Here is a 24,689-nt window from a genome sequence, read left to right on the forward strand (position 1 = left end):
TAATAGCATTGTCTATCAATTTTATTTAACGATAAGTTGATTAAAGTCAGCGAACCATTTAATCATATTAGATAGCTTAGTTAATTCACGTAAATGGTTATTCTTAACAGCTTCGTTATCTGACATAACCATTGTTTGATCAAAGTATCCTTCGATATCATTCTTAAGGTCAAATAGCTTAGTGTATTCATCATTAGCACCTAAAGTGTAGAAATCATTTTTAATTGATTCTACAGCAGCATGTAATGACTTTTCAGAGTCATTTTCGAAAAGTGATTCATCAATGTTTAAATCATCTTCTGCAAAATCACTCTTTTCAGAAATTCTAAGAACACGAGTTAATGCTTCAACTGATTCTTTAAATTCTGCATCATCTTTATGTTGTTCTAACACAGCTGCCACATCAAAGATAAATTCAATATTGTAATTTTGTGAATTTCCAGCAGCATCAATAATATCATGTCTGATATTTTCTGATTTCATTTGTTTGACAATTCTATCTTTAATAAATGATACAATTTCTGGAATTTCCTTGGCTTGGTCTAATTCCGGAGCAACATTAGCATCTTTTTCTGCACTAATTAATTCATTCATTAATTCAGCAAGATTAAAGTTTAATTTTTCGTTTTTAACGATTCTAACAATTCCGTTAGCTTGTCTTCTAAGTGCGTATGGGTCATTTGAACCACTAGGAATCATACCTGCAGCAAAGAAAGTTAAAATACTGTCAAACTTATCAGCTAATGATAGGACAGCCCCAACCTTAGTTTCTGGGAGGTCACCACTAGCCGAAATTGGCATGTAGTGTTCTCTAATTGCAGTTGCAACAGATGCATTTTCGCCTTTAATTAAAGCGTATTTTTCACCCATAACACCTTGTAGTTCAGAGAATTCTCCAACCATTCCAGTAACTAAATCGAATTTGTAAATTTGTGCAGCGCGTTTCACATCTGTCAATTCTTGATCAGATAGGTTTGCCTTTTTACCAATGATTGATGCGATTTGTTCTACACGTTGCATCTTTTCAAAAATAGTTGAAATTTTATCATGGAAGCTAACCTTCTTAAGTTTGTTAACATAAAAGTCAATATCTTTAGCTTGATCTTCTTGGTAGAAGAACATTGCATCTTCTAGTCGAGCTGTAAGAACTTTTTCATTTCCAGCAATAACGTTTTCGATAAAATCTTTATTACCGTTTCTAACTGAAATGAAGTAAGGTAAAATTTGATTTTCTTTATCAGTAACGTAGAAGAATCTTTGGTTATCTTTCATTGAAGTAATTAATACTTCTGATGGTAATTGAAGATACTTTTCTTCAAACTTACCAAAGAATGCAGTTGGCCATTCTACTAAGTTATTAACTTCTTCTAGTAGTCCTTTGTTAATGTTAATTACCCAATTGTTTTCATCTTGAATTTGCTTAATTTGTTCAACAATTGTTTCTTTTCTCTTATTAGCATCAACGATGACAAATTGTTCTCTTAATTTATCTTCATATTCATCAGCAGAATTAATTGTAGTGTCACTACCTAAGAAACGGTGTCCACGACTTACGTTTGAAGCTGCAACATCCAAAATCTTAATTGGTAGTACTTCATCATCAAGTAATGCAACCATCCAACGAATTGGACGAATAAAGTCTAAACGATAAACGTTCCATTTCATTAAAGTTGGGAAGTTCATGCTTGTAACAACATCTTTTAATCCCATTAAAACTTCTTTAACATCTTTTCCAGCAATATGCTTTTCAACAAATACATATTCTGTTCCTTTAATTTCCTTAAAGGTAATGTCATCGGTACTTACACCTTGTCCCTTGGTAAAACCAATTGCTGCCTTAGACCAATTACCTTGATCATCTAAAGCAATTTTCTTAGCAGGACCTTTAACTGTTTCGTTAATATCTTCTTGCTTATCAGCCAATCCAGTAATTTGAATTGTTAATCTTCTAGGAGTTGAATAAGGCTTGATACTTTCAAAGTCGATTCTTTGTTCTTTCAAGTATTCTTGTGTCTTTTTAACTAATTGGTCAATACTTGGTGTTACAACATGTGCAGGCATTTCTTCTAGACCAATTTCAAATAAAAATGTATGATCCATTATTTTTCCTCCTTGTTTTCATCATCTTGTAGCAGTGATTGTCTTAATTTTTCATCTTTAATTAATGGGAAGCCAAGCTTCTTTCTTTCAGCAATAAATGCTTTAGCAATTTCTCTAGCCATTCTTCTAATTCTTGAAAGATAACCGGCACGTTCTGTTACAGATACTGCACCACGGGCATCTAAAAGGTTAAAAGTGTGACTACATTTTAGAACATAATCATACGCTGGATGAACTAATCCGTTAGCAATTTGCTTTTTAGCTTCTTCTTCAAAATCATCAAACATCTTCAAAAGCATGTCTTGATTACTTTCTTCGAAACTGTATTTTGAGTGTTCAAATTCTGGTTCTTTGAAAATATCACCGTATTTAACACCATCACTCCATTCAAGTTCGAAAACATTGTTAACATCTTGAACATATGAAGCTAGTCTTTCAAGACCGTATGTGATTTCTGAAGCTACCGGATTCATTTCTTGACCACCTACGATTTGGAAGTAAGTAAATTGAGTAACTTCCATTCCGTCAAGCCAAATTTCCCAACCAACACCGGCACAACCCATTGAAGGATTTTCCCAGTTATCTTCAACGAATCTAATGTCATGTTCTTCCGGATTAATTCCTAATTCCTTTAAACTATCTAAGTATAATTCTTGAATGTTTTCAGGAGATGGTTTCATAATTACTTGGAATTGATGATGTTGGTATAAACGGTTAGGGTTTTCACCATATCTACCATCAGCAGGTCTTCTTGATGGTTCTACATAAGCAGCATTCCATGGTTCAGGACCAATAGCTCTTAAAAATGTGTATGGACTCATAGTTCCGGCACCTTTTTCAGTGTCGTAAGCTTGCATTAGCATACAACCCTGTGATGACCAGTATTGTTGTAGTTTTAAAATAATATCTTGCATTGACAACTTATCTGTCATTTTATTTCCTCCTAGTAAAACGAATGGCATAAAAAATCCCTATGTAAAAAGTATATAAAATACCAATTACATAGGGACGATTATTCGCGGTTCCACCCTACTTCTGAAATTAATCAGCAGCTTGATTTGTTTGGTTCCAAAAGTGCCAATTACTAAAGTATTGAATAGCTTCCACCAATCTATTCTCGCTGAAAAAATCTTAGTAACATTCTTCTGTCATTACCATTCGTATTTAATTAATTTAATTATAGTTTAGTAAATCCAAAAAATCAATTCTATAATTTCAAATCATTAATTTGATCCAGAAACTTTTTACTCTTTAAATGAATTCCAACTGCGTCAGAATATATTTTATCTAGTAATTTACGTAAATTAACCTTAGTGGTTTCATTGACATTAACGTTTCCTAAACGATTTAAATCAACAATTGAAAATCTTCTTAAGTAATAAATTGTTTTTTGATCTAAATGGAGCCTGTTTTCGTCTAAATGAAAATGATTCTGACATATTAATCCACCATATGCTTCAGAATAATCAAAATTCAAATTCGTTCTACCGCAAACGCTACATCCTCTTAATTCTGGTTTAACACCAAATACATCTAACAATTGGATTTCCATGATGTTAGTGATTACTTCAGGATCTACTCCATTATCGATAAACCTTAATGCTGCGAACAACTGATTAAACCAAAATGGAATCGGTACAGAATCATCAAAAGCTGTATCAATTAAAGACATAATATAAGTAGCATACGCATTAAGAAAAATGTCTTCACTTATATTTTCATAGTGGCTGGTATCTAACCCGCTGTATATATATGAGAGATTATCGTTATTAATTTTTCCAGAATATGTCCCATAAGTGAATGGTAAAATATCTGCCATCATTTTGAAGCCTCTTTTACGGGCTCCTCTAATGAAAAACATCTTCTTACCAGCTTCTGCTGTTAGAAATTTAACAAGCATGTCATTCTCTTTATAATCACGCCTATATAATAAAATGCCATGAAAATTCATGTAAGTTTGTGAATCCATTCTGTTCACCAACCAATTTCTTAGTAGTTATCTTTCTTGTATCCTAATGACTTAAGAACTGAAGATTCATTTCTCCATCCTGGATGAACTTTAACCCAAAGCTTTAAGTAGACTTTACTGCCTAATAAATCTTCGATATCTTGTCTAGCTAATGTTCCAATCTTTTTCAACATTGAACCTTGCTTACCGATTAAAATACCTTTTTGTCCAGGTCTATCAACTAAAATATCAGCTTGAATGTCAACATTACCATGTTCATTTGTCTTCATGCTTAAAATATCAATAGCGATTGAATATGGAATTTCATCTCTAGCTAACATTAATATTTTTTCTCTAATTAATTCAGCAACAATAAAACGTTCCGGATGATCAGTCACTTCATCTTCAGGATAGTATTGTGGCCCTGCTGGTAATAGCGCCTTTAAATTAGCCATTAGTTCATCCACATTGTTTCCTTGAAGAGCAGAGATTGGAAATACTTCTTTCCAATCTAATGCCTTTTTATAAATATCCATAATACTTAGTAATTTATTAGGATTAATTTCATCAATCTTATTAATGATTAAGTAAACGGGCTTATCAATTTCTTTTAAGCGATTGATAATAAAGTTATCCCCCGCTCCCCTTGTTTCTGTAGCACTAACCATGAATAAAACGGCGTCAACTTCCTTTAATGCAGAGAAAGCTGATTTTTCCATAAAATCATCTAGTTTATTAATTGGTTTATGAATTCCTGGTGTATCTAAGAAAACAATTTGTGAATCATCATCTGTATAAACACCTTGAATTTTATTTCTAGTAGTTTGTGCTTTGTCACTCATGATGGCAATTTTTTGTCCGATAATTCGGTTTAAAAATGTTGATTTTCCAACGTTTGGTCGACCAACGATTGCGACAAATCCTGAGTGAAAGTTTGGATCAAATTCCATAATATTCCTCCATAAATTACAATTCCAATATTATTGGGATATAAACTATACATCCTATAATAATTGCAAAGATTGATGCAATCACAACTCCTGCAGCTGCAACATCCTTTGTTTTTTTAGCTATCTTATTATACTCTTGCCCAACAATTAAATTAACTATTGATTCACATAACGTGTTAATTACTTCTGAAATTAAAACAATAAAGATTGCTAATAAAATCCATATCCATTGCTCTAATTTAATCTTTAAAATAATTGATAAAATAATTACGACTACTGATATCAAAAGATGAATTCGAAAGTTACGTTCTGTTTTGCATAAAGTGATTAAGCCATCAATTGCATGCTTAAGCGACTCGATAAAATTACGATTTTTACTAGGCACTTTTTTATCTTTCAAGGCCATAATCATCCATTATCTTTCTTTGAAGTGGGAACATAACATCCTCATCTTCTTGTTTCATATGGTCGTACCCGTTTAAGTGCAAGAAGCCATGCACAACTAAAAATCCTAATTCTCTTTCATAAGAGTGATTTAGAAATTCTGCTTGTTCGGATACCTTGTCAATTGAAACAAAAATGTCTCCAATATTTTCGGGTATTTCTGCTGCCATTTCTTCATCCATAATTAATGGGAATTCATCTTCTCCATCTTCGATTGCAAAACTAATAACATCAGTGGCACGATCTACGCCCCTGTACTTACTATTAATTTCCTTAATCTCATCATTATTAACAAATGTTACTGACATTTCAGTATTATCCTTTAAGTTCAATTGCTTGCTTGCAAACTGAAGAACATTTTGTACCAACTCGACGTGTTTTTCGTCCACACCATCTTTAGTCTTATCGTAAATTTCTAAGTCCATCTAATTACTCCTGTTTGATTAATTTTTTTGATATTCAGAATATGCATCGATAATTCTAGCAACTACCGGATGTCTAACAACATCTTTTGAATCAAATGTTACAAATCTAATTTTATCAACGTTTTGTAAAATAGTTTGTGCTTGCACTAGACCGCTACTTGCATGCTTAGGCAAATCAATTTGAGATATATCACCATTAACAATCATTTTAGAACCGAATCCAAGACGTGTTAAGAACATCTTCATTTGTGCCGTAGTAGTATTTTGAGCTTCATCTAGGATAACAAACGCTGTTTCTAATGTTCTTCCACGCATATATGCTAACGGAGCAATTTCAATTACTCCTCTTTCCATCAATCTAGCAGTATGTTCTCTACCCAAAATGGAGTGAAGAGCATCATATATAGGTCTTAAATATGGATCAACCTTTTCTTTTAAATCACCTGGCAAAAATCCTAAACTTTCTCCAGCTTCAACAGCCGGTCTAGTTAAGATAATTTTTTCTACATCACCGTGTTTTAACGCAGCAATGGCCATAACAACAGCTAAATATGTTTTACCAGTTCCGGCTGGACCAACCCCAAATGTTATGTCATTTCTTTTTACTGACTGAACATATTGACGTTGTCCAAAGTTTTTAACCCTTACTGGTTTACCTTTAAAGTCTTTGATTAATATTTGATTGTATAGATCCTTAAAATAGCTTAGCGTATCATTTTTCGCCATATTCATAGCTGATACGATATCGCTACTATTTAAAGTAACTCCATTTTGAATTAAATCCATTAAGTTTTTAAAAATTGAGATAACTTTATTAACATCGTCCTCGCTTCCGGACACTTTAACATTTGTCCCAAAAGCATTAATAGAAACATCCATACCCTCTTCAAGAATTGTAACGTATTTATTTTGTGCGCCTAATAGCTTAGGTTCAAAATCTAAATTATGAATGATGAATTCTTTGGTTACTTCAGTATTTTCTGTCAATATAGCGACTCCTTTTTATCATTTTTATAATCAAATATTAGCACAACTTTTTAGTTTAAAAAAGTTATTAATATGTATAAAAAAGCATGATTAAATCATACTTTTAGTTATTTCTAGCTTAAATGAGCTTTAACTGATTGATTTACTTCGTTTCCATCAGCTTTACCCTTAACCTTAGGCATAATAGCACCCATTACTTTTCCGAAATCAGACATTGCACTTGCGCCAACTTCGTTGATAGTTTCTTCAACCACTTTATCAATTTCTTCTTTTGACATTTGTTCTGGAGCGTATTTGCTTAGAACTTCTAATTGTTGTTCTTGTTCAGCAACTAAATCGTCTCTACCACCGTTTTTAAATTCAGCGATTGATTCTTTAACTTGCTTAACTTCTCGAGTAATAACAGTAAGTTCTTCTTCGTCAGTTAAATCATGACCTACAGAAACCTTTTCGTTAGTTAAAGCTGTTTTCAATGATCTAATTACGTTTAGAGAAACCTTGTTGTGTTCCTTCATTGCAGTCTTCAAATCTTCAGTTAAATTATTAGCAATACTCATTATAAATTCCTTCTTTCGATTTTTTAGCAAAAAAAACGCTCCTGAAATAACAGGAACGTTTTTAGTAATTAAAAGCGACGGCTTTTTTTCTTGTTGTTGCGCTTTCTTGCTGCTTCAGATTTTAATTTACGTTTAACACTTGGTTTTTCGTAGAATTCTCGTTTACGGTATTCACGTAAAGTACCGTTCTTAGAAACTGTACGTTTAAATCGACGAAGAGCATCATCAAGAGATTCGTTTTTACGAACGACTGTTTTTGACATATGAAAATTCCCTCCCTCCGAGCTCGAAATACAACAGTTATCTTTTATTTTTTAGTTATTAAAACTGTTCTTAATAATTATACAAAACAATATTATTAACGTCAATATTACATTTTAATTTCTAGCATACTTTTATCATATAATCTTGATATAATATATTTGAATTATGAAGGAGTGATTAAAAATGAAGCATATTAATATTTTTGCTATTTCTGATTCTAGTGGCGAAACTGCAATGCAGGTTGCAAAAACTGCTGGAGCGCAATTTGATTCTGCTGATATATCTTATGAAAGATATCCATTTATAACAACTGAATCTATGCTAGCTGGAATCTTAAAAATTGCAAAAGAAAAAAATGCTGTTATTTTCCATACTCTAGTTAATGCTAATCTAAGCTTACTAATAGAAGACTTCGCTTCTGAAAATAATCTTCAAAATGTTGATTGTGTACAAAGACCAATGAAAGCAATTAGTAGTCAACTGGGCAGTAATCCAGAAAGAGTATCAGGTCTTGTCCATGACCTAAACGATGAATATTTCAAAAGAATTGAAGCAATGGAGTTTTCTGTTGAAAATGACGATGGAAGTAACCCACAAAATTTAACCAAGGCAGATGTCGTGATTCTTGGTATTTCCAGAACTTCCAAGACACCCTTATCTTTATATCTTGCAAATAAAAAATTAAAGGTATCAAATGTTCCAATTGGTCCAACCCTTCAATTACCAAAAGAAGTTTTCGATGTTGATTCAAATAAGATATTTGGATTAACTAGTGATACAGCAGATATTCAAAAGATCAGAAAAACCAGAATGGAATCATATGGAATCGAAGAAGAAACACCTTATTCAAGTACCGATAATATCAATGCTGAATTAGATTATGCTGATAAGCTATATAAACAACTTGGATGTTTAATTATAAACGTTCATGATAAATCTATCGAAGAAACAGCTACAATTATCATGGAAAGTCTTAACATTGATTCATATAAATAAAAAAAGAGCTTACGCTCTTTTTTTATTGGTTTAAGATATCATTCATTAATGAATCATTGAATTTTTGTTCTTTTAACATTTTAACTTCGAAATAATGTGGAGATACTTTTTTCTTAGTTCCTTCGATGGCAACAGCTGGTGTTTCCATTACTTTAGGAACATCCACAAGAGCTTCGTGATGAGCAATGTAATTAAGCGCATCGAAACCGATTGTTCCTAATCCGATAATCTCATGTCTATCTTTATGACTACCAAAATCATTTTTTGAATCATTCAAATGAATTACTTTGATTTTGTCTAAACCAATAACATGATCAAATTCATTTAATACTCCATCAAAATCATTTTTGACATCATATCCTGCATCATTAGTATGACAGGTATCAAAAGTAACTGATAGTTTATCATTTAAAGTAACTCCATCCATAATCTGAGCAATTTCTTCAAATGTTCTACCAACTTCTGTCCCTTTGCCAGCCATGGTTTCTAATGCAATTTGAACTTTTTGATCGGGTTCAATTACTTCATTTAGTCCTTTAGCAATTTGCGCAATTGCTTTATCGGCACCTTCACCAACATGAGCTCCCGGATGCAATACAATTTGAGATGCACCAATAGCTTCAGCTCTTTTTACTTCATCGTGTAAAAATTGAATTCCAAATTCAAAATTTTGGGGCTTAGTAATATTTCCTAGATTAATAATGTATGGAGCATGAACAACTGTTTCTAAGATGTCATGTTCTTTCATGTATTGTTTTCCATCGTCAGCACGTAGTTCTTCGATTGGCTTTCTTCTAGTATTTTGTGGTGCACCAGTGTAGACCATAAATACATTTTCGCCATAGCTATCAGCCTCTTTAGCAGATCCTAAAAACATAGTTGATCCGCTCATACCTACATGTGAACCAATTAAAAACTTACTTTCCATTATTAATCCCCCTCATGATTTTAACAAATTCTGCTGAAGAATTTTCGGATTCCCATCCACAGAATTTATCATAAAATTTATTGTATTTTTCTACATAATCTTCGTATTCATTATTTTCAGTAAAAACATGAATTTGATTATAGAAATCATTTTCTTTTTCTACAACAGGGCCAGGTAATTCACTTCTGTAATCGAAGTAAAAACCTCTTATGTCATCTTCATAGTGATTTAAATCATAAGCATAAAATAACATTGGTCTCTTTAAGTTTGCATAATCAAACATTACAGAAGAATAGTCAGTGATTAATAAATCAGTCATTAGATAAATATCACTCATATCTTCTTCTACCATGATAAATGCACGATCTTCATAACCAGTAATGTCAATAAAGTCTTTTACTAGATAATGTGGACGCAGAATTAGGAATGTATTTTCATCAACATTGTTGAAGAATTCTTCCAAGCTGAAAGGTAATTCAAAATTATAAACTCCTTTACGCTTATAGTTATCATCTCTCCAAGTTGGAGCATAGGTAATAACTCTTACGTCATCTCTACCTAAATATTGCTTTTTTAACTTACTGATTTGTAACTCATTATTATCATAATAAAGAACATCATTACGAGGATAACCAATATCTAAGAACTTGTTGTTAAAACCAAAAGCTCGTTTAAATATATCCTTAGAGTATTGATTTGGAGCGATTAAATAATCCCAACGATTAGCTTCTTCAGTAAAATTCTTTTTATATCTTTCTGTATCAGTTCCAGGCATCATCACATTTTCAATGTCTGTTCCTAACTTTTTCAAAGGTGTTCCATGCCAAGTTTGCATGTAAACAGTTCCCTTGTTTTTATTCCACCATTTAGGTGTTCTTGAGTTAAACACCCAGAAATTAGCTCTAGCCATCGCCCAAACCCATCTTGGCATAAATCTTTTTACGATTTTTACATCAGGGTACAATTTACTAAAAGTCTTATATTCAGACTTTCTAACTGTAAAATATGCGATATTTTTGTATTCAGGATATAATTCAACCCATTTTTGATAAATTGCCGCTGGATTATCATTTATATCTTTGCCTTGAAAACTCTCAAAAACTACAGAGTTTTTCTTAACGGGGAAAATAATCAAGAAATTATTAATAAGAATCAAACATCTTCTGATTGATTTTTTTATTAATTTAACTATTTTCTTTTTAAGTTTCATCATAAAAAACGTTCAATCCTTTTATATTAAATATAATCAACGAATCTTGCTCTAAACTTGTAATGTAAATGTGATCCAATTAATAGGAAGAATAATACCATTAACCAGAAAATAAGCATTAACATAGGTTTTTGCCAGAACCAATCTTCACCTAACATTGATTCTCTAAATCCTGAAACAATGTAGAAGAATGGGTTTAATTGTAAGAATCTAACAAAGAATGCTGGGAAAGCATTAGTTTCAAAGTTAAATAGCACACCAGACATGTAGAATAGAACTCTCATGATTGATTGTAAGAAAATTCTGTAATCACGAACCAAAATAGTTACCGTAGAGTTAAAGATTCCAAATGCCAATAACCAGCAAATCATTGCAAAGAAGTAGTAAATCCATTGAATCCAGTATATGTTAGGTAATACTCCACCCTTTAAGTATCCAAGAATAATTGAACAAGCAAGCATTGCCCAGAAAGAACTTAGGTTAGTAAGAATCTTAATTGAAGGTAATACACTTACAGGGAATTTCATTTTTGATACCATTCCCACTTGTTGATAGATACTCTTAGAAGCGTCTAAAGTTACACTGTTCATGTAGAACCATGGAGTGATACCGATAACCATCCAAGTTAGGTAATCAACACTTCCAGATGTTCCCTTTTTCAATCCAACCCCGAAAACTAACCAATAAATCATGATTTGGATAATTGGGTATAGGTATGCCCAAATAATTCCTAAATAATGACTTTGGTAGTCAGATTTGTCTTCATATTTAGATACTCTAAACATGATTGGTAAATTTTCAATTTGTTCTTTAATTAATGTAATGACTTCCTTCAAGTCGATCACACTTCCTTTACTTTAAAGTTTTTATATATTTATCAATAACTCTGGTTGTAGCAAAACCGTCATTATATTTGTTCCAATGATTATTAAAATTAGTAAAATCTGTTTTTTTATTTTCACTAATTGCTGTTTTCAATTCATCCAATGTTTTAATTGGATTTGTTGGTAACCAATTTAACAAGTTCTCTTGCAATCCTGGCTTTTGTTTGTATTGTTCAATATCAAACATAAAGAATAACAATGAATGTGCATTAGGTAGCAATGAGTAATCAAAAGCCACAGAAGAATAATCAGTAACTAACGTGTCTGTTACTGCTAGCAAATCAGTTGTTGAAAGTTGGTTACAGAATAAAACGTTTGGACATTTGGTTTCTTCCTGTAACTTACTTTCAATGTCACGCAATAATGGATGTAATTTTATTACCACCATTGCATTTTCATCGTTAGATAATGCCTTGATTAATCCCTTAGGAGGATTAAAAGATTGTCCATCATCTCGATACGTTGGTGCATATAAAATAACACGTTTATCCTTTAATTGTGGTGCGAAACTGTAAACTCTTCTTCTGGCAATTTGAAGCCATTTATCTTTAAAAAGTCTGTCTGATCGTGGATATCCCATCATTTGCATCTTATCAAATGAAACATGATAACTTTCTTCAAATACGTGTCCCATGGTTTCAGATGCAACAACGTATTCGTCAAAGCTATTATATACTTTTTGGAACCTTCTCTTATCAGAATTACTTCTATCTTTAGTTGATGGGTCTTGCCAGCCAAATTTCTTAATGGCACCATTTGCATGCCACAACTGAACAACCTTTAGTTTTTTAGATTTAACAATTCCTCCCATAAATGGAAAGTAATTATCACAAAAAACAACATTACTTGCCATTATTTTTGGAATTAAATCCATTATTAGCTTAAGGCCTTCTTGAAATTGTACTGTTTTAATACCATATGCTGCTAAGTCAGTAGCAGCTGCTTCATTTGAAGCTTCATAATAAACATAAAGGGTCTTATCTTTTGGCATTTTTCTTGCCATTGATTTAATTAATCCTAAATTATTATCAAAACTCATTATGTAAATTACATTTTGCTTTTTCTTAAAAAAGCAAATTAACGAAACCAATCTAATTAAACATATATATATGACTTTCAAAACATATCCCACCAAAATTTTAATAAAACTATCACACAATCCAGTATTATAACATAATTAATAATTAAAATTTATTTTATTATTCAAGTTTATGCTCATAAAAGTGACCCAATATAGTAGAAGCCTCTGTCACACTAGCAAATGCATGTTCATCAGATTCATCCAGTGCTTCTTGCAATTCGGACATTTCATATCTAGAAATTGTTGTAAATAAAATGGTCTTGGTGTCATGTTGGTAAGCACCTTCTGCACCATGAATGATAGTAATTCCTCTAGGAATATGATTTTGTACACTATCAATAACCGTTTTAGGATGATCTGTAACAATTAACACTTGCATTCTTTGCTGTCTAGTATATGCAAAATCGATTGCTTTAGCGTTAACTACAATCCCAATCGCTGAGTAGAAAGCATATGGCCAACCATAAGTGAATCCTGCCGCGGTAATAATAAAGATATTGAAAGCAATGTTAATTGTTCCAATACTTCGACCTGTTTTTCTTCGAATAACAATTCCTAAAATATCTAAACCACCGGTTGAAATCTCATTTTTCAGACTCATACCGGTACCAAAACCATTAACCACTCCCCCAAAAATTGCACATATCATAGGATCATTGGTTAAATAAACTGGATGAAGTGCTTTGATCATAAAACTGGCTAGAAAAACAGTTAAAATGGTAAAGCAGGTAAACTGATGTCCAATTTGCTTCCATGCTAGTATAAAGAATGGAATGTTTAAGCAGAACAAACCAATTGATGGCGATATCGCAAATGGTAAAAATCTTTCTGAAAGTGTATTAATTAATTGTGATAACCCGGTAAAACCAGATGAATAAATTTTTCCAGGTGTCCAAAAAAAGTTCATGGCAATGGAAATCATAATTCCATACATGAAGGCTGTTGAAGCTTTTGCTAAATATTGATGTCTTCTCCAAATCCTTTGAACATCGTCCATATGTCTCATTACCTCTCATTTAATATGAAAATAGTATAACACAAATAGTGATTAAAAAAAGGCTTCCCTATTGGGAAGCCTTTTTGATATTAAATTTCGTCTTCGCTTTCTAAACCAAGATCATCTAATTGTTTCTTAGATACAGGTGCAGGAGCATTTGTCATTGGTTCAGTTGCTTTAGAATTCTTAGGGAATGCGATAACATCTCTAATGTTTTCAGTTTGTGCCAATAATCTAGCAAAACGGTCAAGACCAATAGCTAGTCCTCCATGAGGTGGGAAACCGTAATCTAATGCATCTAAGAAGTAACCAAATTGTTCTTGAGCACTTTCTCTTGTAAAGCCTAAAGCTTTCAACATCTTCAATTGTAGTTCTTTAGTATGGATACGGATTGATCCACCACCAAGTTCTAGACCATTTAGAATAATATCGTAGCTTTGTGCGTGAGCTTTATGTGGATCTTCGCCATCATTTAGGTAATGTTCATCACCTTCATTTGGCATTGTGAATGGATGGTGAGCTGGAACCCATCTGTCAATTCCTTCATCATATTCAAACAATGGCCAATCAACAACCCATAGGAAGTCGAATTCGTTTTCAGGAATCATGTCTAGTTCTTTTGCGATATCACATCTTAAGTAACCAAGTGTATCTGCGACAACTTTTTCACGATCAGCAGCGAATAATAGTAAATCACCAGATTTTGCTTCAGTAACTTCTAATAATTGAGCAACAACTTGATCATCAGTAAAGAATTTAGAAATTGGACCAGTTAAACCTTCGTCAGTAACCTTCATCCATGCTAATCCCTTAGCACCAAATCTTTCAATGTATGCAGCATACTTATCAATATCTTTTCTAGAATATTTATCTGCACCACCAGGTACTGCGATTGCTTTAACCTTGCCACCATTTTCAATTGCACTGCTAAAGACCTTAAAGTCAACATCTTTAACAACATCTGACAAGTCTTTTAATTCCATACCAAATCTAACATCTGGTTGGTCGGTACCAAAACGGTCCATTGATTCTTGCCAAGTAATACGCTTAAATGGCGCTTTAATATCGATATTTAATGTATCTTTCATTACCTTCACAATTAGACCTTCAGTTAACTTTTGAATGTCTTCAGCGTTTAAGAATGAAGTTTCCATATCAATTTGAGTAAATTCTGGTTGACGGTCACCACGTAAATCTTCATCTCTAAAACAACGAGCAATTTGGTAGTAACGGTCGAAACCAGAACCCATTAATAGTTGTTTAAATAATTGAGGTGATTGAGGTAATGCGTAGAATGAACCATGGTATAAACGTGATGGTACTAAGTAATCACGTGCACCTTCAGGTGTTGAAACAGTTAAGTTTGGTGTTTCAATATCCACAAATCCATTTTCATTGAAGTATTGATGAACCGCTTGGGTAATCTTACTTCTTAAAATAATACCCTTTTGTACTTCTGGTCTTCTTAAATCAAGATATCTATATTTTAACTTGGTTTCTTCAGACGCAGTAATATCATCCTTAATATCAAATGGAGGGTTTTCTGACTTGTTTAGAATTTTAACATCAGAAACTGCAATTTCAATTTTTCCAGTGTTGATTTCGGTATTAATTTCTTTTTCATTTCTGGCAACTACAGTTCCCTTAACTTCGATAACATATTCGTTTCTTAATTGATCAGCGATTTCTAGTGCTTTAGCGCTATTTTTGTCACTGAAAACCAATTGCACGATTCCTTTTGTATCTCTTAAATCAACGAAAATTAATTTTCCTAAATCACGGCGTTTAGCAACCCATCCATCTAAACACACTTCTTGGTTCAAGAAGCTTTCATCTACTAAACCACAATAAGTTGTTCGGTTCATATCATATCTCTCCTTATTTTATAAATTATCAGAATCAAATTCATTTAATAATTCTGCAAATCGAGTTTTAACATCATTAATTCCAACAGTTATTTCTTTTCCATCTGCCATATTCTTTAAATGAATGGTATTATTTTCTAATTCTTTTTCACCTAAAGTTAAGGTGAATTTGGCATTTAACTTGTCAGCACTCTTAAATTGCGCTTTTGGCTTTCTATCTAGATAGTCTTTATCTGCAGCGAAACCATTATCTCTTAGTGCTTGCACAACCTTAAATGCTTCTAAACTAGCTTCTTCACCAATACCAACTACATACGCATCTAAAGCATTAAAGTTTGGAAATACAAATTCTTTGGAATTCATTAGTAATAGTAGTCTTTCAACTCCTAATCCAAATCCAACTCCTGGCATTTGTGGTCCACCCAATTCTTCCACTAGTCCATCGTAACGACCACCAGCACAAATTGTTGTGTATCCTTCACCTAATTCTTTAGCATTAGCCATAATTTCGAAGATAGTGTGGTTATAGTAATCTAGTCCACGTACCATTGTATGGTCAACGTCATATTTGATTCCTAAACCATCCAGCATTCTGGTTACCTTATCAAAATGATTTTGAGCATCATCAGTTAAATAATCCAAAATTGATGGAGCACCATCAACAATTAGTTGATCTTCTGGAGCTTTACTATCTAAAACTCTTAATGGATTTTTGTGTAATCTTTCCTTTGAATCATCACTTAATTCTTCAAAATGAGGTTCTAAGTAGTCGATTAGCGCTTGACGATAGTTTGCTCTAGTTTCTTTATCACCTAGGGTATTAATTGCAATTCTCAAATCATCGATTCCTAAGTGTTGTAAGTAATCAACAGCCATTGAAATAACTTCAACATCTAATTGTGGTGATTCGCTTCCAAAAGCTTCCACTCCAATTTGATGAAATTCTCTTAGTCTTCCAGATTGTGGACGTTCGTATCTAAACATTGGTCCCATGTAGAACATCTTAACTGGTTTTGGTGTGTCTGGACCGAATAATTTATTTTCGACAAATGATCTTACGACCCCTGCAGTCCCTTCAGGTCTTAAGGTAATATGACGATCACCTTTATCATAAAAATCATACATTTCTTTTGTAACAATATCAGAAGTTTCACCTGATGTTCTAGAAAAAACATCGAAGCTTTCAAACATTGGTGTTCTTATTTCTTGATATCTGTAATCTGAAAAAAGCATTCTTGCTGTTTCTTCAACAAATTGCCATTGTTCTGATTCACCTGGCAAAATATCTGCGGTTCCTTTTGGACGTTGATATCGCATGTTAATCCCTCCGATAACGTATTTATAAACTGATAAAAAAAGCCCTTGTCTAAAAAAATATTTAGACAAGGGCGCAAAAGCACGGTACCACCTTTTTTTAACTCTTATGTAACGTATAATAACGAATGGTATAAGACCATTAGCCTAAAAAGTGTCTTTCCGAACTCAATTCGTCGTTATTTCACCAAAACTAACGCTCTCTTTTTTCGAAATAAATCCGTACTTTTCTTTTCTTCATCAGCAACTATTCTATTCATGTTTCAGATTAATGTAATTTAATAAAAAAGTCAAGAACTCAAATGTTTACGAAGCAAAAAATAAATTGTACAATGCCCTCGAGGTGATATTAATGAGTAGATTATCAAGTGAATGGTTGAAAAATTTACCATTTCAAAACGTTTCTGAAATTTCTTCGGTTAGTGGCGGTGATATAAACGAAGCTTATTCAATAGTAGCTGATAACAAAGAATATTTTATGAAAGTTCAACCAAATAAAGGAAAACAATTCTTTGAACATGAAGTTGAAGGAATTAATAAACTTAGCGAGAGATGTTTAACACCTCAAATCGTTACTTATGGTGAAATTGATGGTGATGGTTATCTAATTCAAAATTGGTTAGATTTATCCCACATTGGTGATCAAAATAAACTAGGTAAACTGCTTGCAAATGTCCACCATGAAATTGGTCCGAATTTTGGTTTGAATCATAATTTTGATTTAGGTAAGATTCCTAAAAATAATCATTGGCAAGATAGCTGGTCATCATTTTTCATTGACCAAAGATTAGCTCCTCTTATTCAAAGGGCAATCGATCAAGGATTAATTAATAATAATGAGCTGGATAAATTTAACAATGTTATCAACTCTTTTAAAATTGACATGAAAAGTCACAAAAGTGTTCCATCCCTCTTACACGGTGACCTTTGGAGTGGTAATTTTTCTTTTGTTAATGGTGAACCAATTTTAATTGACCCTGATGTTTTCTATGGCGACAGAGAATTTGACATCGGGGTTAGTACAGTTTTCGGTGGATTTAATTCAGAATTTTATGAATCATATAATCAAAACTTTCCACTAGATGAAGGTTGGCAACATAGAATTAAGTATTATCAACTATACTATTTAACTGCTCATTTAGTTATGTTTGGCCAAATGTATCTTCCATCTGTAATTTCAATACTAGATCAATTCTGAATTTAATAAATCATAGTAGTTATTAAAGTTAAATTCTGGGTCCCCTGTTGAATTAATCATTGCATCAGGATCAAATAAACATCCCTTGATTCCAGCATTATGTGCCGCATCTATATCTAATTTACGGTCTCCAACCATAATCGTATTTTCTCGATTTAAGTTGTTATTGTTAATAAGGTAATTTAAAGATTCAGGATCTGGTTTACGCTTAAAATTATGATTCTTAGTAACTATCTCAGCAAACAACGTATCGATAGAATGTTTTTGCAATAATTTAATTGCTGTATCATCACGATGTGTAAGAATAAAATTCTTCCCACCGTCTTCGATATTCTTAGTTAACACCTGTTTTATGTTTAAAAATAGATTAGCATCCACTATATTCTCGCTCTCATTTTTACGATAATATTCAGATAAAATTGATTCACTTAGGTTAAAGTGAGCTGAATATTTTTGTAAACAAGTAGCAAGGGAATGTCTTCTCATAATTTGATTAATTTCATAGTCGTCAATTTCAAAATCATCGACCTTGAGTTGAACTAATGAATCTACAAACGCGTCAACCATGATTGGATATGTATCCATTATGGTTCCATCAAAATCAAAAATCATATTCATATAAAATAATCTCCTAATTAAAAAAGAGCTTTAATAAGCTCTTTTTATTTGTTTTCAGTGTCAAAAAAGATTGTAAATGGTCCATCATTAAGTAGCTGAACTTGCATATCAGCACCAAAGCTACCAGTTTCAACGTGGTTACCAGCTTGTCTTAATTCTTCATTAAATTTATCATACATGTCTGACGCAAAATCTGGTTTACCTGCCTTTACAAAAGATGGACGATTTCCTTTCTTAGTATCTGCATACAATGTGAATTGCGATACAGATAAGATATCTCCATTAATATCCTTAAGGCTTAGATTAGTTTTACCTTCATCATCAGCGAATATTCTTAGATTAGTAATCTTTCTAACCAAGTAATCAATATCATCTTCGGTATCAGTGTCTTTAACACCCACTAATAATAAATATCCTTGGTTTATTTCACCTATACATTCTTCGTCGACTGAAACGCTTGCATTCGCAACTCTTTGTAGTAAAACTCTCATCTAAACTACTCCTTACATAAATGGTCTTTTTACAACGTACACATCCGCAACATTTTTCAAGTGATCAATAATCATATCAAGCTGTTCTAAGTTTTTTACCCCTAATTTCAAAGAAATAGTAGCTGTTTTATCATGATCAACTTTTCCTTCAACGGAATTAAGTTGCTTGCAAACTGTACTTACCTTTTTAATAACATCATTTAAGATATTGCTTCTGTTGTATCCTTGAACCTCAACGTTAGCATTAAAGAAGGCATGGTTATCTGGTGAAATATTCCAAGTAACGCTAACTAATCTTTCATCATCATCATGAATATTCGGACATTCACTTCTATGAACTGATACTCCGCGTCCCTTAGTAATATACCCAACCACTTTATCTCCTGGCACAGGTGAGCAACAATGACTTAGTCTTACCAGTAAGTTGTCTACTCCTTCAATTACGATTCCATCCGAAGGCTTTTTGTTTTTACTCGTTTTGTTACTATCATCAGTTGAATTATCAATAGTTTGATGATTTTCTAGAATGTCTTTTTGTTGTTGTTCGATTCGTTGACGTTCTTTTTCATCCCTAATATCAGATGTTAAGACATTAACGATTCCATTAGGTTGTTTGTTGCCAAAACCAACTTCCGCATACATATCATTAACTTGATTGTAGTAAGTATTTTTCAATACTCGATCTAAGTTCTCTTTAGTTAAAACGCTGTTAACATCGAATCCAGCGTCACGGATTGCTTTCATCAATATTTCTTTTCCAGCGTTAACGTTTTTCTCGCGATCACGAGATTTAAAATATTGTTTAATCTTATGTTTAGCACGGCTGGTAGAAACCAAATTAATCCAATCTTGGCTAGGACCAGCAGAACTTGTGGATGTCATAATTTCGACAATATCTCCTGTTTGAATCTGATAATCAAGTGGTTCAATTTTCCCATTAACACGAGAACCCACTGTATGGTTACCAACATCGGTATGAATTAAGTAAGCCATATCTAATGGTCCAGCACCCTTAGGTAGTTCCAAGACATCCCCTTGTGGGGTAAATGCATAAACATGATCTCCAAATAGGTCTCCCTTAACACTATCCATGAATTCAGAAGCGTTATCGGTGTCTTCTTGAAGTTCGATAATTCGTTTAAACCAATTCAAACGGTTATTATCAGTAGATTCCTTAACTTCATCAGTCATACCTTCTTTGTAAGCCCAATGAGCGGCAACCCCATATTCAGCAATTTGGTGCATTTCTTTAGTTCTAATTTGAACTTCTAAAGGTCTACCACCTGGTCCCACAACTGTAGTATGAAGAGATTGATACATATTAGCCTTAGGCATTGCAATATAATCTTTAAATCTCCCTGGCATTGGAGACCATTTAGTATGAATTGCTCCTAAGACAGCATAACAATCCCTAATAGAATCCACGATGCATCTAACAGCTAATAGGTCATAAATTTGTTCAAATTGCTTTTTCTTGGTAACCATTTTTCTGTAAACAGAGTAAAGATGCTTGGGTCTTCCATATACTTGGACATTCTTTAATCCCATTTGCTTTACTTGTGAGTTGACTTCATCAATTGCCTCAGTGATGTATGAAACTCTTTCATTTCTCTTTGAATTCATTAAATGGACAATTCGATAGTATTGTTGTGGGTTCAAATATCTTAGTGAGATATCTTCTAGTTCCCACTTAATTGTACCTATCCCTAAACGATCAGCTAATGGTGCATAGATTTCTAGGGTTTCATTGGAAATACGACGTTGTTTTTCTGGTCTCAAATGTTTTAGCGTACGCATATTGTGTAATCTGTCAGCAAGCTTAACAATCATGACACGAATATCCTTACACATTGCTAACAATAATTTACGATGATTTTCTGCTAGCTGTTCTTGATTTGATTTGTACTTAATTTTACCTAACTTTGTGACTCCATCAACTATTAGTTCAATATCATTGCCAAATAATTCACCAATATCTTCTAGTGATGCGCCCGTGTCTTCAACGACATCATGTAGTAATCCAGCACTAACGGTTTCTGGATCCATTCTCAATGTTGCAAGAATGCTTGCTACTTGAATTGGGTGGACAATATAAGGTTCACCGGATTGTCTAAACTGGTCTTTATGACAGATTGACGCAAATTCATATGCTTTTTTTACAATCGCTACATGCTTTTTATTCATGTAGCTGGAAATTTCATTAAATAGATCTTCCTTAGACCAAATCTTATGTTCAGACATTTCCAAAACCTTCTTCCAATCGTTTATTTCATTTATTTTATCACTAATTATATAAATTTAGTTCCTTACAAACTGATAATGCTGATAGAAAATAAAATGGTGCGGTTTCAGTTCTTAAAATTCGAGGACCTAGACCACAAGTTTGATAACCCTTTTCACTTAGAAAACTAACTTCTTTAGGAGAAATTCCACCTTCGGGTCCAAAAAACATCGCGATAGATTCTCCATCCTCAGTATTTTCAAGAGTTTTAATTAAATCAGATTTTTCTCCTTGCTTAGCTGATTCTTCATATGCAATTAATTTATGGTCGAATTCAATCTCACTTAATTCTTTTAACGAATTAATGTATTCAACAACCGGAATCACATTTCGATGTGATTGTTCTGCAGCACTTTTGGCAATCTTAGCTAATCTTTGAATCTTTTTGTCAGCTTTATTTTTCCACTTTGCAATAGCCCATTCCGTAGGAACAAAAATAACTTTGCTAACCCCTAACTCTGTTGCTTTTTGAACAATCAACTCTGCCTTTTCTTTTTTAGGTAATCCACAAACAATTGTTGCTTGAATTGGTAGCTCAACATCACTGTCAATTTGACTAATTACATTCGCAATATTATTTTCTTGATCAACAATTTCAGCAATATAAAGTTTGTGACTATCATCTACAATCTCAAATTGATTGCCCTCGCCAGATCTTAGAACTGACATAAAATGATGTGCAATATCATCACTCACTTGAAAAGTTTGATCAACGTTTAAATTTTCATTAGTGAAATAGTGTTGCATAACTTATTCGTCATCCCTTCTTAAATGAGCAATAATTCCTCGCCAATCACCTAGAGTAGTTACTTGGTCTATTACGTATTGATTGTTTTCTAAAGTTTCTAATGTAATTGATAATTTATCTTTAATAATACCAGAAATAATGATCTTCCCGCCTTCATTAAGGTTGTTAGCAGCCTGTGGAATTAATGGTAAAACCGCTTCTGGTAGCATATTTGCTAGAATGATATCTGCTTTCTTAGATATACCATCTAATAAACTGTTTTTATCAACAAAGATGTCATTTTCAAATCCATTTAAAGCGACGTTTTTCTTTGCAGAATCGACAGCATCGTCATCATAATCATAAGCACTAATTTCTCCAGCACCAAGTAATTTAGCAGCAATACTTAAGACCCCAGAACCAGTACCGACATCTAGGATACTTTCATTTTCACGAATTGCTGATTCAATCGCTTGTAAACATAATACAGTGGTTGGATGCACACCGGTTCCAAAAGCTTTTTTAGGATCTAATTTTATTACTAATTCACCATCAAACTCTTTCACATAGTTTTCCCAAACTGGTGAGATAGTTAAGAATTTAGTAATTCTCTTAGCATGATAATACTTTTCCCATTCTGAACTCCATTTATCATCATTCAAATTCTTAGTAATCACCTTGGCTTCACCTGGGTTCAAGCCAAATTCTGCCAATTGTGAAACTCTTGATTGGATTGCTGGAACCTTTGATTCAATATCAAAATCCTCTGGAAAATAAGAATTAATACTTAAAGTATCTTCATCAATAGTATCAAGTTCAACTCCAAGTGATCCAAACTCCATTAAGATATTGATTACTGCATCTTGTGATTCATCATTAGTTAATACTGAAATTTCTGTCCATTCCATTGCCATACTCCCCTGTTAACTTTTTACAAAAAAAGTGCATCCATATGGACACACTCCGTTAATTTAACTTATTACTTAGACTCAGCTTGTGCCTTTTGCAGCTTAAGTTGTTTCAATTTTTCCTCATGTTGTTGTAAGTGTGATTCTAAGTACAACATTAGTGAATTTTCGTCTTTGAAAATACGAGGATGTTTTTGTTTATGAAGTCTTAAGTCAATTTCATTAATTTTTTGTCTACCAGTCCATTTATGACCGTATCTAATGATTAGTCGATTATCCAAGTTTTTCTTTCCAAATCTAAACACATAAACATTATCAGGAGTAAGCAATGGTCTAATATAAGTCTTTTTGTAATAGTATCCATTATCTCTCAAAAACTTTTTTGTACGATTAAGCATTATTAACACCTCCATTTTCGTATTATTTATTTAATAAAGCATAAATCTGTCCATAAATCATTCTATATAAATTTTATATTAAGTTTGACCAATTGTCTACCTATAAAAGCATAAAGAAAAGCGCTGAAATTTCAATATTTAGAAAGAACTCAGCGCTTTACGATTTTATTTTACGTCACCAACATCAATTGCTTGGTGTTTTAAGTTTTTAAAGATATGTTTATCAGCAATTCCAGTAATTCCACCTTGGAAGAAGAATGCAAAGATTGTTCCTAATCCAAAGTTATTAAATTGATGAGTAATAATAATAGCAATGATTGCCATTAATGTTGGTGGAATGTATGAGAACCACATTGCCTTTGAAGCATTTCCATTGCAGTATTTAAATCTTAAAATTTGCATTAAATCATCTGCAGGATGTAAAGCAATGTTAACACGTTGGTAAATTGAAATTGCGATTGCAATAAATGAAACACCAACGAAGTTTAATAGAACATATAAAACAGTCATTAACCAACCGTGTGCATCAGGTAACCAATTAGTAACGATTCCGTTAAAGTAATTAATTAGCAATGAGAATGGTCCTAAAAACGCAGCATTTCCAAGAACTCTACTCCAGCTCCATTTACCAACTAAAATAGAGTTTAATACAGTAATCAACATTCCTAATCCAAAGAATGCCCAGAATAATACCCATTTACCATTACCTAAAACCGCAAATCCTAGGTTATTTTCAGCAGCAGTCCAATATGCTGATCCTAAGAATGATGGGTGAATCTTAGCACTAGTTACTAATGTTAAAACATTCCCCATTGAATTAATAACCAAAGATACTAAAAAGTAGATGATAGCACTAGTCCATGAAATAGTTCTTTTAGTTTTGTTAGCACTTCCATTAATTTGCATGATAACAATACCCCTTTATCCCTAAATAGTTTTAATTTGTGAAACTTTTATCTATTATTAATATATATAATGTCCACCTATAACTTAGTTAAATTTAGCACAAACTTTTAAAAGTTGCTTAAACCCTCTTTAAAAGTAAGTTTTCATAAGATATTTAAACTAATATTTATAAATATCATAATCTGATATTACTTAGTTTGTACATAAAATAA

At 32.6% G+C, this 24,689-nt stretch carries 25 protein-coding genes; 2 read left to right on the plus strand and 23 right to left on the minus strand.

The window, feature by feature from the left end; translation table 11 throughout:
• Positions 1 to 21 precede the first annotated feature (21 nt).
• The 9 genes from glyS to rpsU form a co-directional block, all read right to left on the minus strand.
• Positions 22 to 2,100 carry a glycine--tRNA ligase subunit beta gene (gene glyS / locus M3005_RS01000; protein ID WP_293792878.1) on the minus strand — a complete coding sequence of 693 codons (2,079 nt, stop codon included), beginning with the start codon at positions 2,098 to 2,100 and terminating at the stop codon, positions 22 to 24.
• Positions 2,100 to 3,032: a glycine--tRNA ligase subunit alpha gene (gene glyQ / locus M3005_RS01005; RefSeq protein ID WP_053950112.1), complete on the minus strand. Its 933-nt coding sequence runs from the start codon at positions 3,030 to 3,032 to the stop codon at positions 2,100 to 2,102. Before glyQ ends, glyS begins: the two co-directional genes overlap by 1 nt.
• A 275-nt stretch (positions 3,033 to 3,307) precedes the next feature.
• Positions 3,308 to 4,069 carry a DNA repair protein RecO gene (gene recO / locus M3005_RS01010; protein ID WP_293792879.1) on the minus strand — a complete coding sequence of 254 codons (762 nt, stop codon included), beginning with the start codon at positions 4,067 to 4,069 and terminating at the stop codon, positions 3,308 to 3,310.
• A gap of 20 nt (positions 4,070 to 4,089) precedes the next feature.
• Positions 4,090 to 4,998, minus strand: coding sequence for a GTPase Era (gene era, locus M3005_RS01015; protein WP_293792880.1), 909 nt, complete (start codon positions 4,996 to 4,998; stop codon positions 4,090 to 4,092).
• 16 nt (positions 4,999 to 5,014) lie between these two features.
• Complete coding sequence (locus tag M3005_RS01020; RefSeq protein ID WP_293792881.1) at positions 5,015 to 5,404, minus strand: diacylglycerol kinase family protein; 390 nt, start codon at positions 5,402 to 5,404, stop codon at positions 5,015 to 5,017.
• Positions 5,388 to 5,867 (minus strand): rRNA maturation RNase YbeY, encoded by a 480-nt coding sequence (gene ybeY, locus M3005_RS01025; RefSeq protein WP_293792884.1) that lies wholly within the window; start codon positions 5,865 to 5,867, stop codon positions 5,388 to 5,390. The genes M3005_RS01020 and ybeY overlap by 17 nt, the downstream gene beginning before the upstream one ends.
• Positions 5,868 to 5,885: 18 nt before the next feature.
• Positions 5,886 to 6,854 (minus strand): PhoH family protein, encoded by a 969-nt coding sequence (locus M3005_RS01030; RefSeq protein ID WP_293792885.1) that lies wholly within the window; start codon positions 6,852 to 6,854, stop codon positions 5,886 to 5,888.
• A 113-nt stretch (positions 6,855 to 6,967) separates the two neighbouring features.
• Entirely contained in the window at positions 6,968 to 7,411 is a 444-nt protein-coding gene (locus M3005_RS01035; RefSeq protein WP_293792887.1) for a GatB/YqeY domain-containing protein, read from the minus strand.
• A 68-nt stretch (positions 7,412 to 7,479) separates the two neighbouring features.
• On the minus strand, positions 7,480 to 7,674 hold the full coding sequence (gene rpsU / locus M3005_RS01040) for a 30S ribosomal protein S21 (RefSeq protein WP_034530758.1): 195 nt from the start codon (positions 7,672 to 7,674) through the stop codon (positions 7,480 to 7,482).
• Positions 7,675 to 7,858: 184 nt separating this feature from the next.
• On the opposite strand from rpsU, the gene M3005_RS01045 reads away from it, so the two are divergent.
• On the plus strand, positions 7,859 to 8,671 hold the full coding sequence (locus M3005_RS01045) for a pyruvate, water dikinase regulatory protein (protein WP_293792896.1): 813 nt from the start codon (positions 7,859 to 7,861) through the stop codon (positions 8,669 to 8,671).
• A 22-nt stretch (positions 8,672 to 8,693) separates the two neighbouring features.
• Here the strand turns inward: M3005_RS01045 and M3005_RS01050 are convergent, their stop codons facing one another.
• The 7 genes from M3005_RS01050 to hisS all read right to left on the minus strand — a co-directional run bounded on the left by M3005_RS01050 (position 8,694) and on the right by hisS (position 16,953).
• Entirely contained in the window at positions 8,694 to 9,599 is a 906-nt protein-coding gene (locus tag M3005_RS01050) for a deoxyribonuclease IV (protein ID WP_293792898.1), read from the minus strand.
• Positions 9,589 to 10,812 carry a CDP-glycerol glycerophosphotransferase family protein gene (locus M3005_RS01055; RefSeq protein WP_353321532.1) on the minus strand — a complete coding sequence of 408 codons (1,224 nt, stop codon included), beginning with the start codon at positions 10,810 to 10,812 and terminating at the stop codon, positions 9,589 to 9,591. The genes M3005_RS01050 and M3005_RS01055 overlap by 11 nt, the downstream gene beginning before the upstream one ends.
• 23 nt (positions 10,813 to 10,835) lie before the next feature.
• Positions 10,836 to 11,645: an ABC transporter permease gene (locus M3005_RS01060; RefSeq protein WP_053950121.1), complete on the minus strand. Its 810-nt coding sequence runs from the start codon at positions 11,643 to 11,645 to the stop codon at positions 10,836 to 10,838.
• 16 nt (positions 11,646 to 11,661) lie between these two features.
• On the minus strand, positions 11,662 to 12,813 hold the full coding sequence (locus M3005_RS01065) for a CDP-glycerol glycerophosphotransferase family protein (protein WP_293792900.1): 1,152 nt from the start codon (positions 12,811 to 12,813) through the stop codon (positions 11,662 to 11,664).
• A gap of 79 nt (positions 12,814 to 12,892) precedes the next feature.
• On the minus strand, positions 12,893 to 13,771 hold the full coding sequence (locus M3005_RS01070; protein ID WP_293792901.1) for a YitT family protein: 879 nt from the start codon (positions 13,769 to 13,771) through the stop codon (positions 12,893 to 12,895).
• An 89-nt stretch (positions 13,772 to 13,860) separates the two neighbouring features.
• Positions 13,861 to 15,636, minus strand: coding sequence for an aspartate--tRNA ligase (gene aspS / locus M3005_RS01075; protein WP_293792903.1), 1,776 nt, complete (start codon positions 15,634 to 15,636; stop codon positions 13,861 to 13,863).
• 18 nt (positions 15,637 to 15,654) lie between these two features.
• Complete coding sequence (gene hisS / locus M3005_RS01080) at positions 15,655 to 16,953, minus strand: histidine--tRNA ligase (protein WP_293792904.1); 1,299 nt, start codon at positions 16,951 to 16,953, stop codon at positions 15,655 to 15,657.
• A gap of 349 nt (positions 16,954 to 17,302) precedes the next feature.
• Here hisS and M3005_RS01085 point away from each other — a divergent pair, with 349 nt between their 5' ends.
• On the plus strand, positions 17,303 to 18,148 hold the full coding sequence (locus M3005_RS01085; RefSeq protein WP_293792905.1) for a fructosamine kinase family protein: 846 nt from the start codon (positions 17,303 to 17,305) through the stop codon (positions 18,146 to 18,148).
• Here the strand turns inward: M3005_RS01085 and M3005_RS01090 are convergent.
• The 7 genes from M3005_RS01090 to M3005_RS01120 form a co-directional block, all read right to left on the minus strand.
• Positions 18,134 to 18,766, minus strand: coding sequence for an HAD-IA family hydrolase (locus M3005_RS01090; protein WP_293792906.1), 633 nt, complete (start codon positions 18,764 to 18,766; stop codon positions 18,134 to 18,136). The genes M3005_RS01085 and M3005_RS01090 overlap by 15 nt on opposite strands.
• Before the next feature lie 44 nt (positions 18,767 to 18,810).
• Positions 18,811 to 19,257 carry a D-aminoacyl-tRNA deacylase gene (dtd, locus tag M3005_RS01095; RefSeq protein ID WP_293792907.1) on the minus strand — a complete coding sequence of 149 codons (447 nt, stop codon included), beginning with the start codon at positions 19,255 to 19,257 and terminating at the stop codon, positions 18,811 to 18,813.
• 12 nt (positions 19,258 to 19,269) lie between these two features.
• A complete protein-coding gene (locus M3005_RS01100) occupies positions 19,270 to 21,498 on the minus strand; it encodes a RelA/SpoT family protein (RefSeq protein WP_293792908.1) in 2,229 nt (742 codons plus the stop codon).
• A gap of 43 nt (positions 21,499 to 21,541) precedes the next feature.
• Positions 21,542 to 22,285 (minus strand): 16S rRNA (uracil(1498)-N(3))-methyltransferase, encoded by a 744-nt coding sequence (locus M3005_RS01105; protein ID WP_293792910.1) that lies wholly within the window; start codon positions 22,283 to 22,285, stop codon positions 21,542 to 21,544.
• Positions 22,286 to 22,288: 3 nt separating this feature from the next.
• Complete coding sequence (prmA, locus tag M3005_RS01110) at positions 22,289 to 23,173, minus strand: 50S ribosomal protein L11 methyltransferase (protein ID WP_293792911.1); 885 nt, start codon at positions 23,171 to 23,173, stop codon at positions 22,289 to 22,291.
• Between the two features lie 71 nt (positions 23,174 to 23,244).
• Positions 23,245 to 23,571 (minus strand): hypothetical protein, encoded by a 327-nt coding sequence (locus M3005_RS01115; protein ID WP_187291394.1) that lies wholly within the window; start codon positions 23,569 to 23,571, stop codon positions 23,245 to 23,247.
• A 165-nt stretch (positions 23,572 to 23,736) separates the two neighbouring features.
• Complete coding sequence (locus M3005_RS01120) at positions 23,737 to 24,477, minus strand: fructose permease (RefSeq protein WP_293792915.1); 741 nt, start codon at positions 24,475 to 24,477, stop codon at positions 23,737 to 23,739.
• Positions 24,478 to 24,689 lie beyond the last annotated feature (212 nt).

This window comes from Apilactobacillus sp., assembly GCF_025290035.1.
In the GTDB taxonomy this organism is placed as follows: domain Bacteria; phylum Bacillota; class Bacilli; order Lactobacillales; family Lactobacillaceae; genus Apilactobacillus.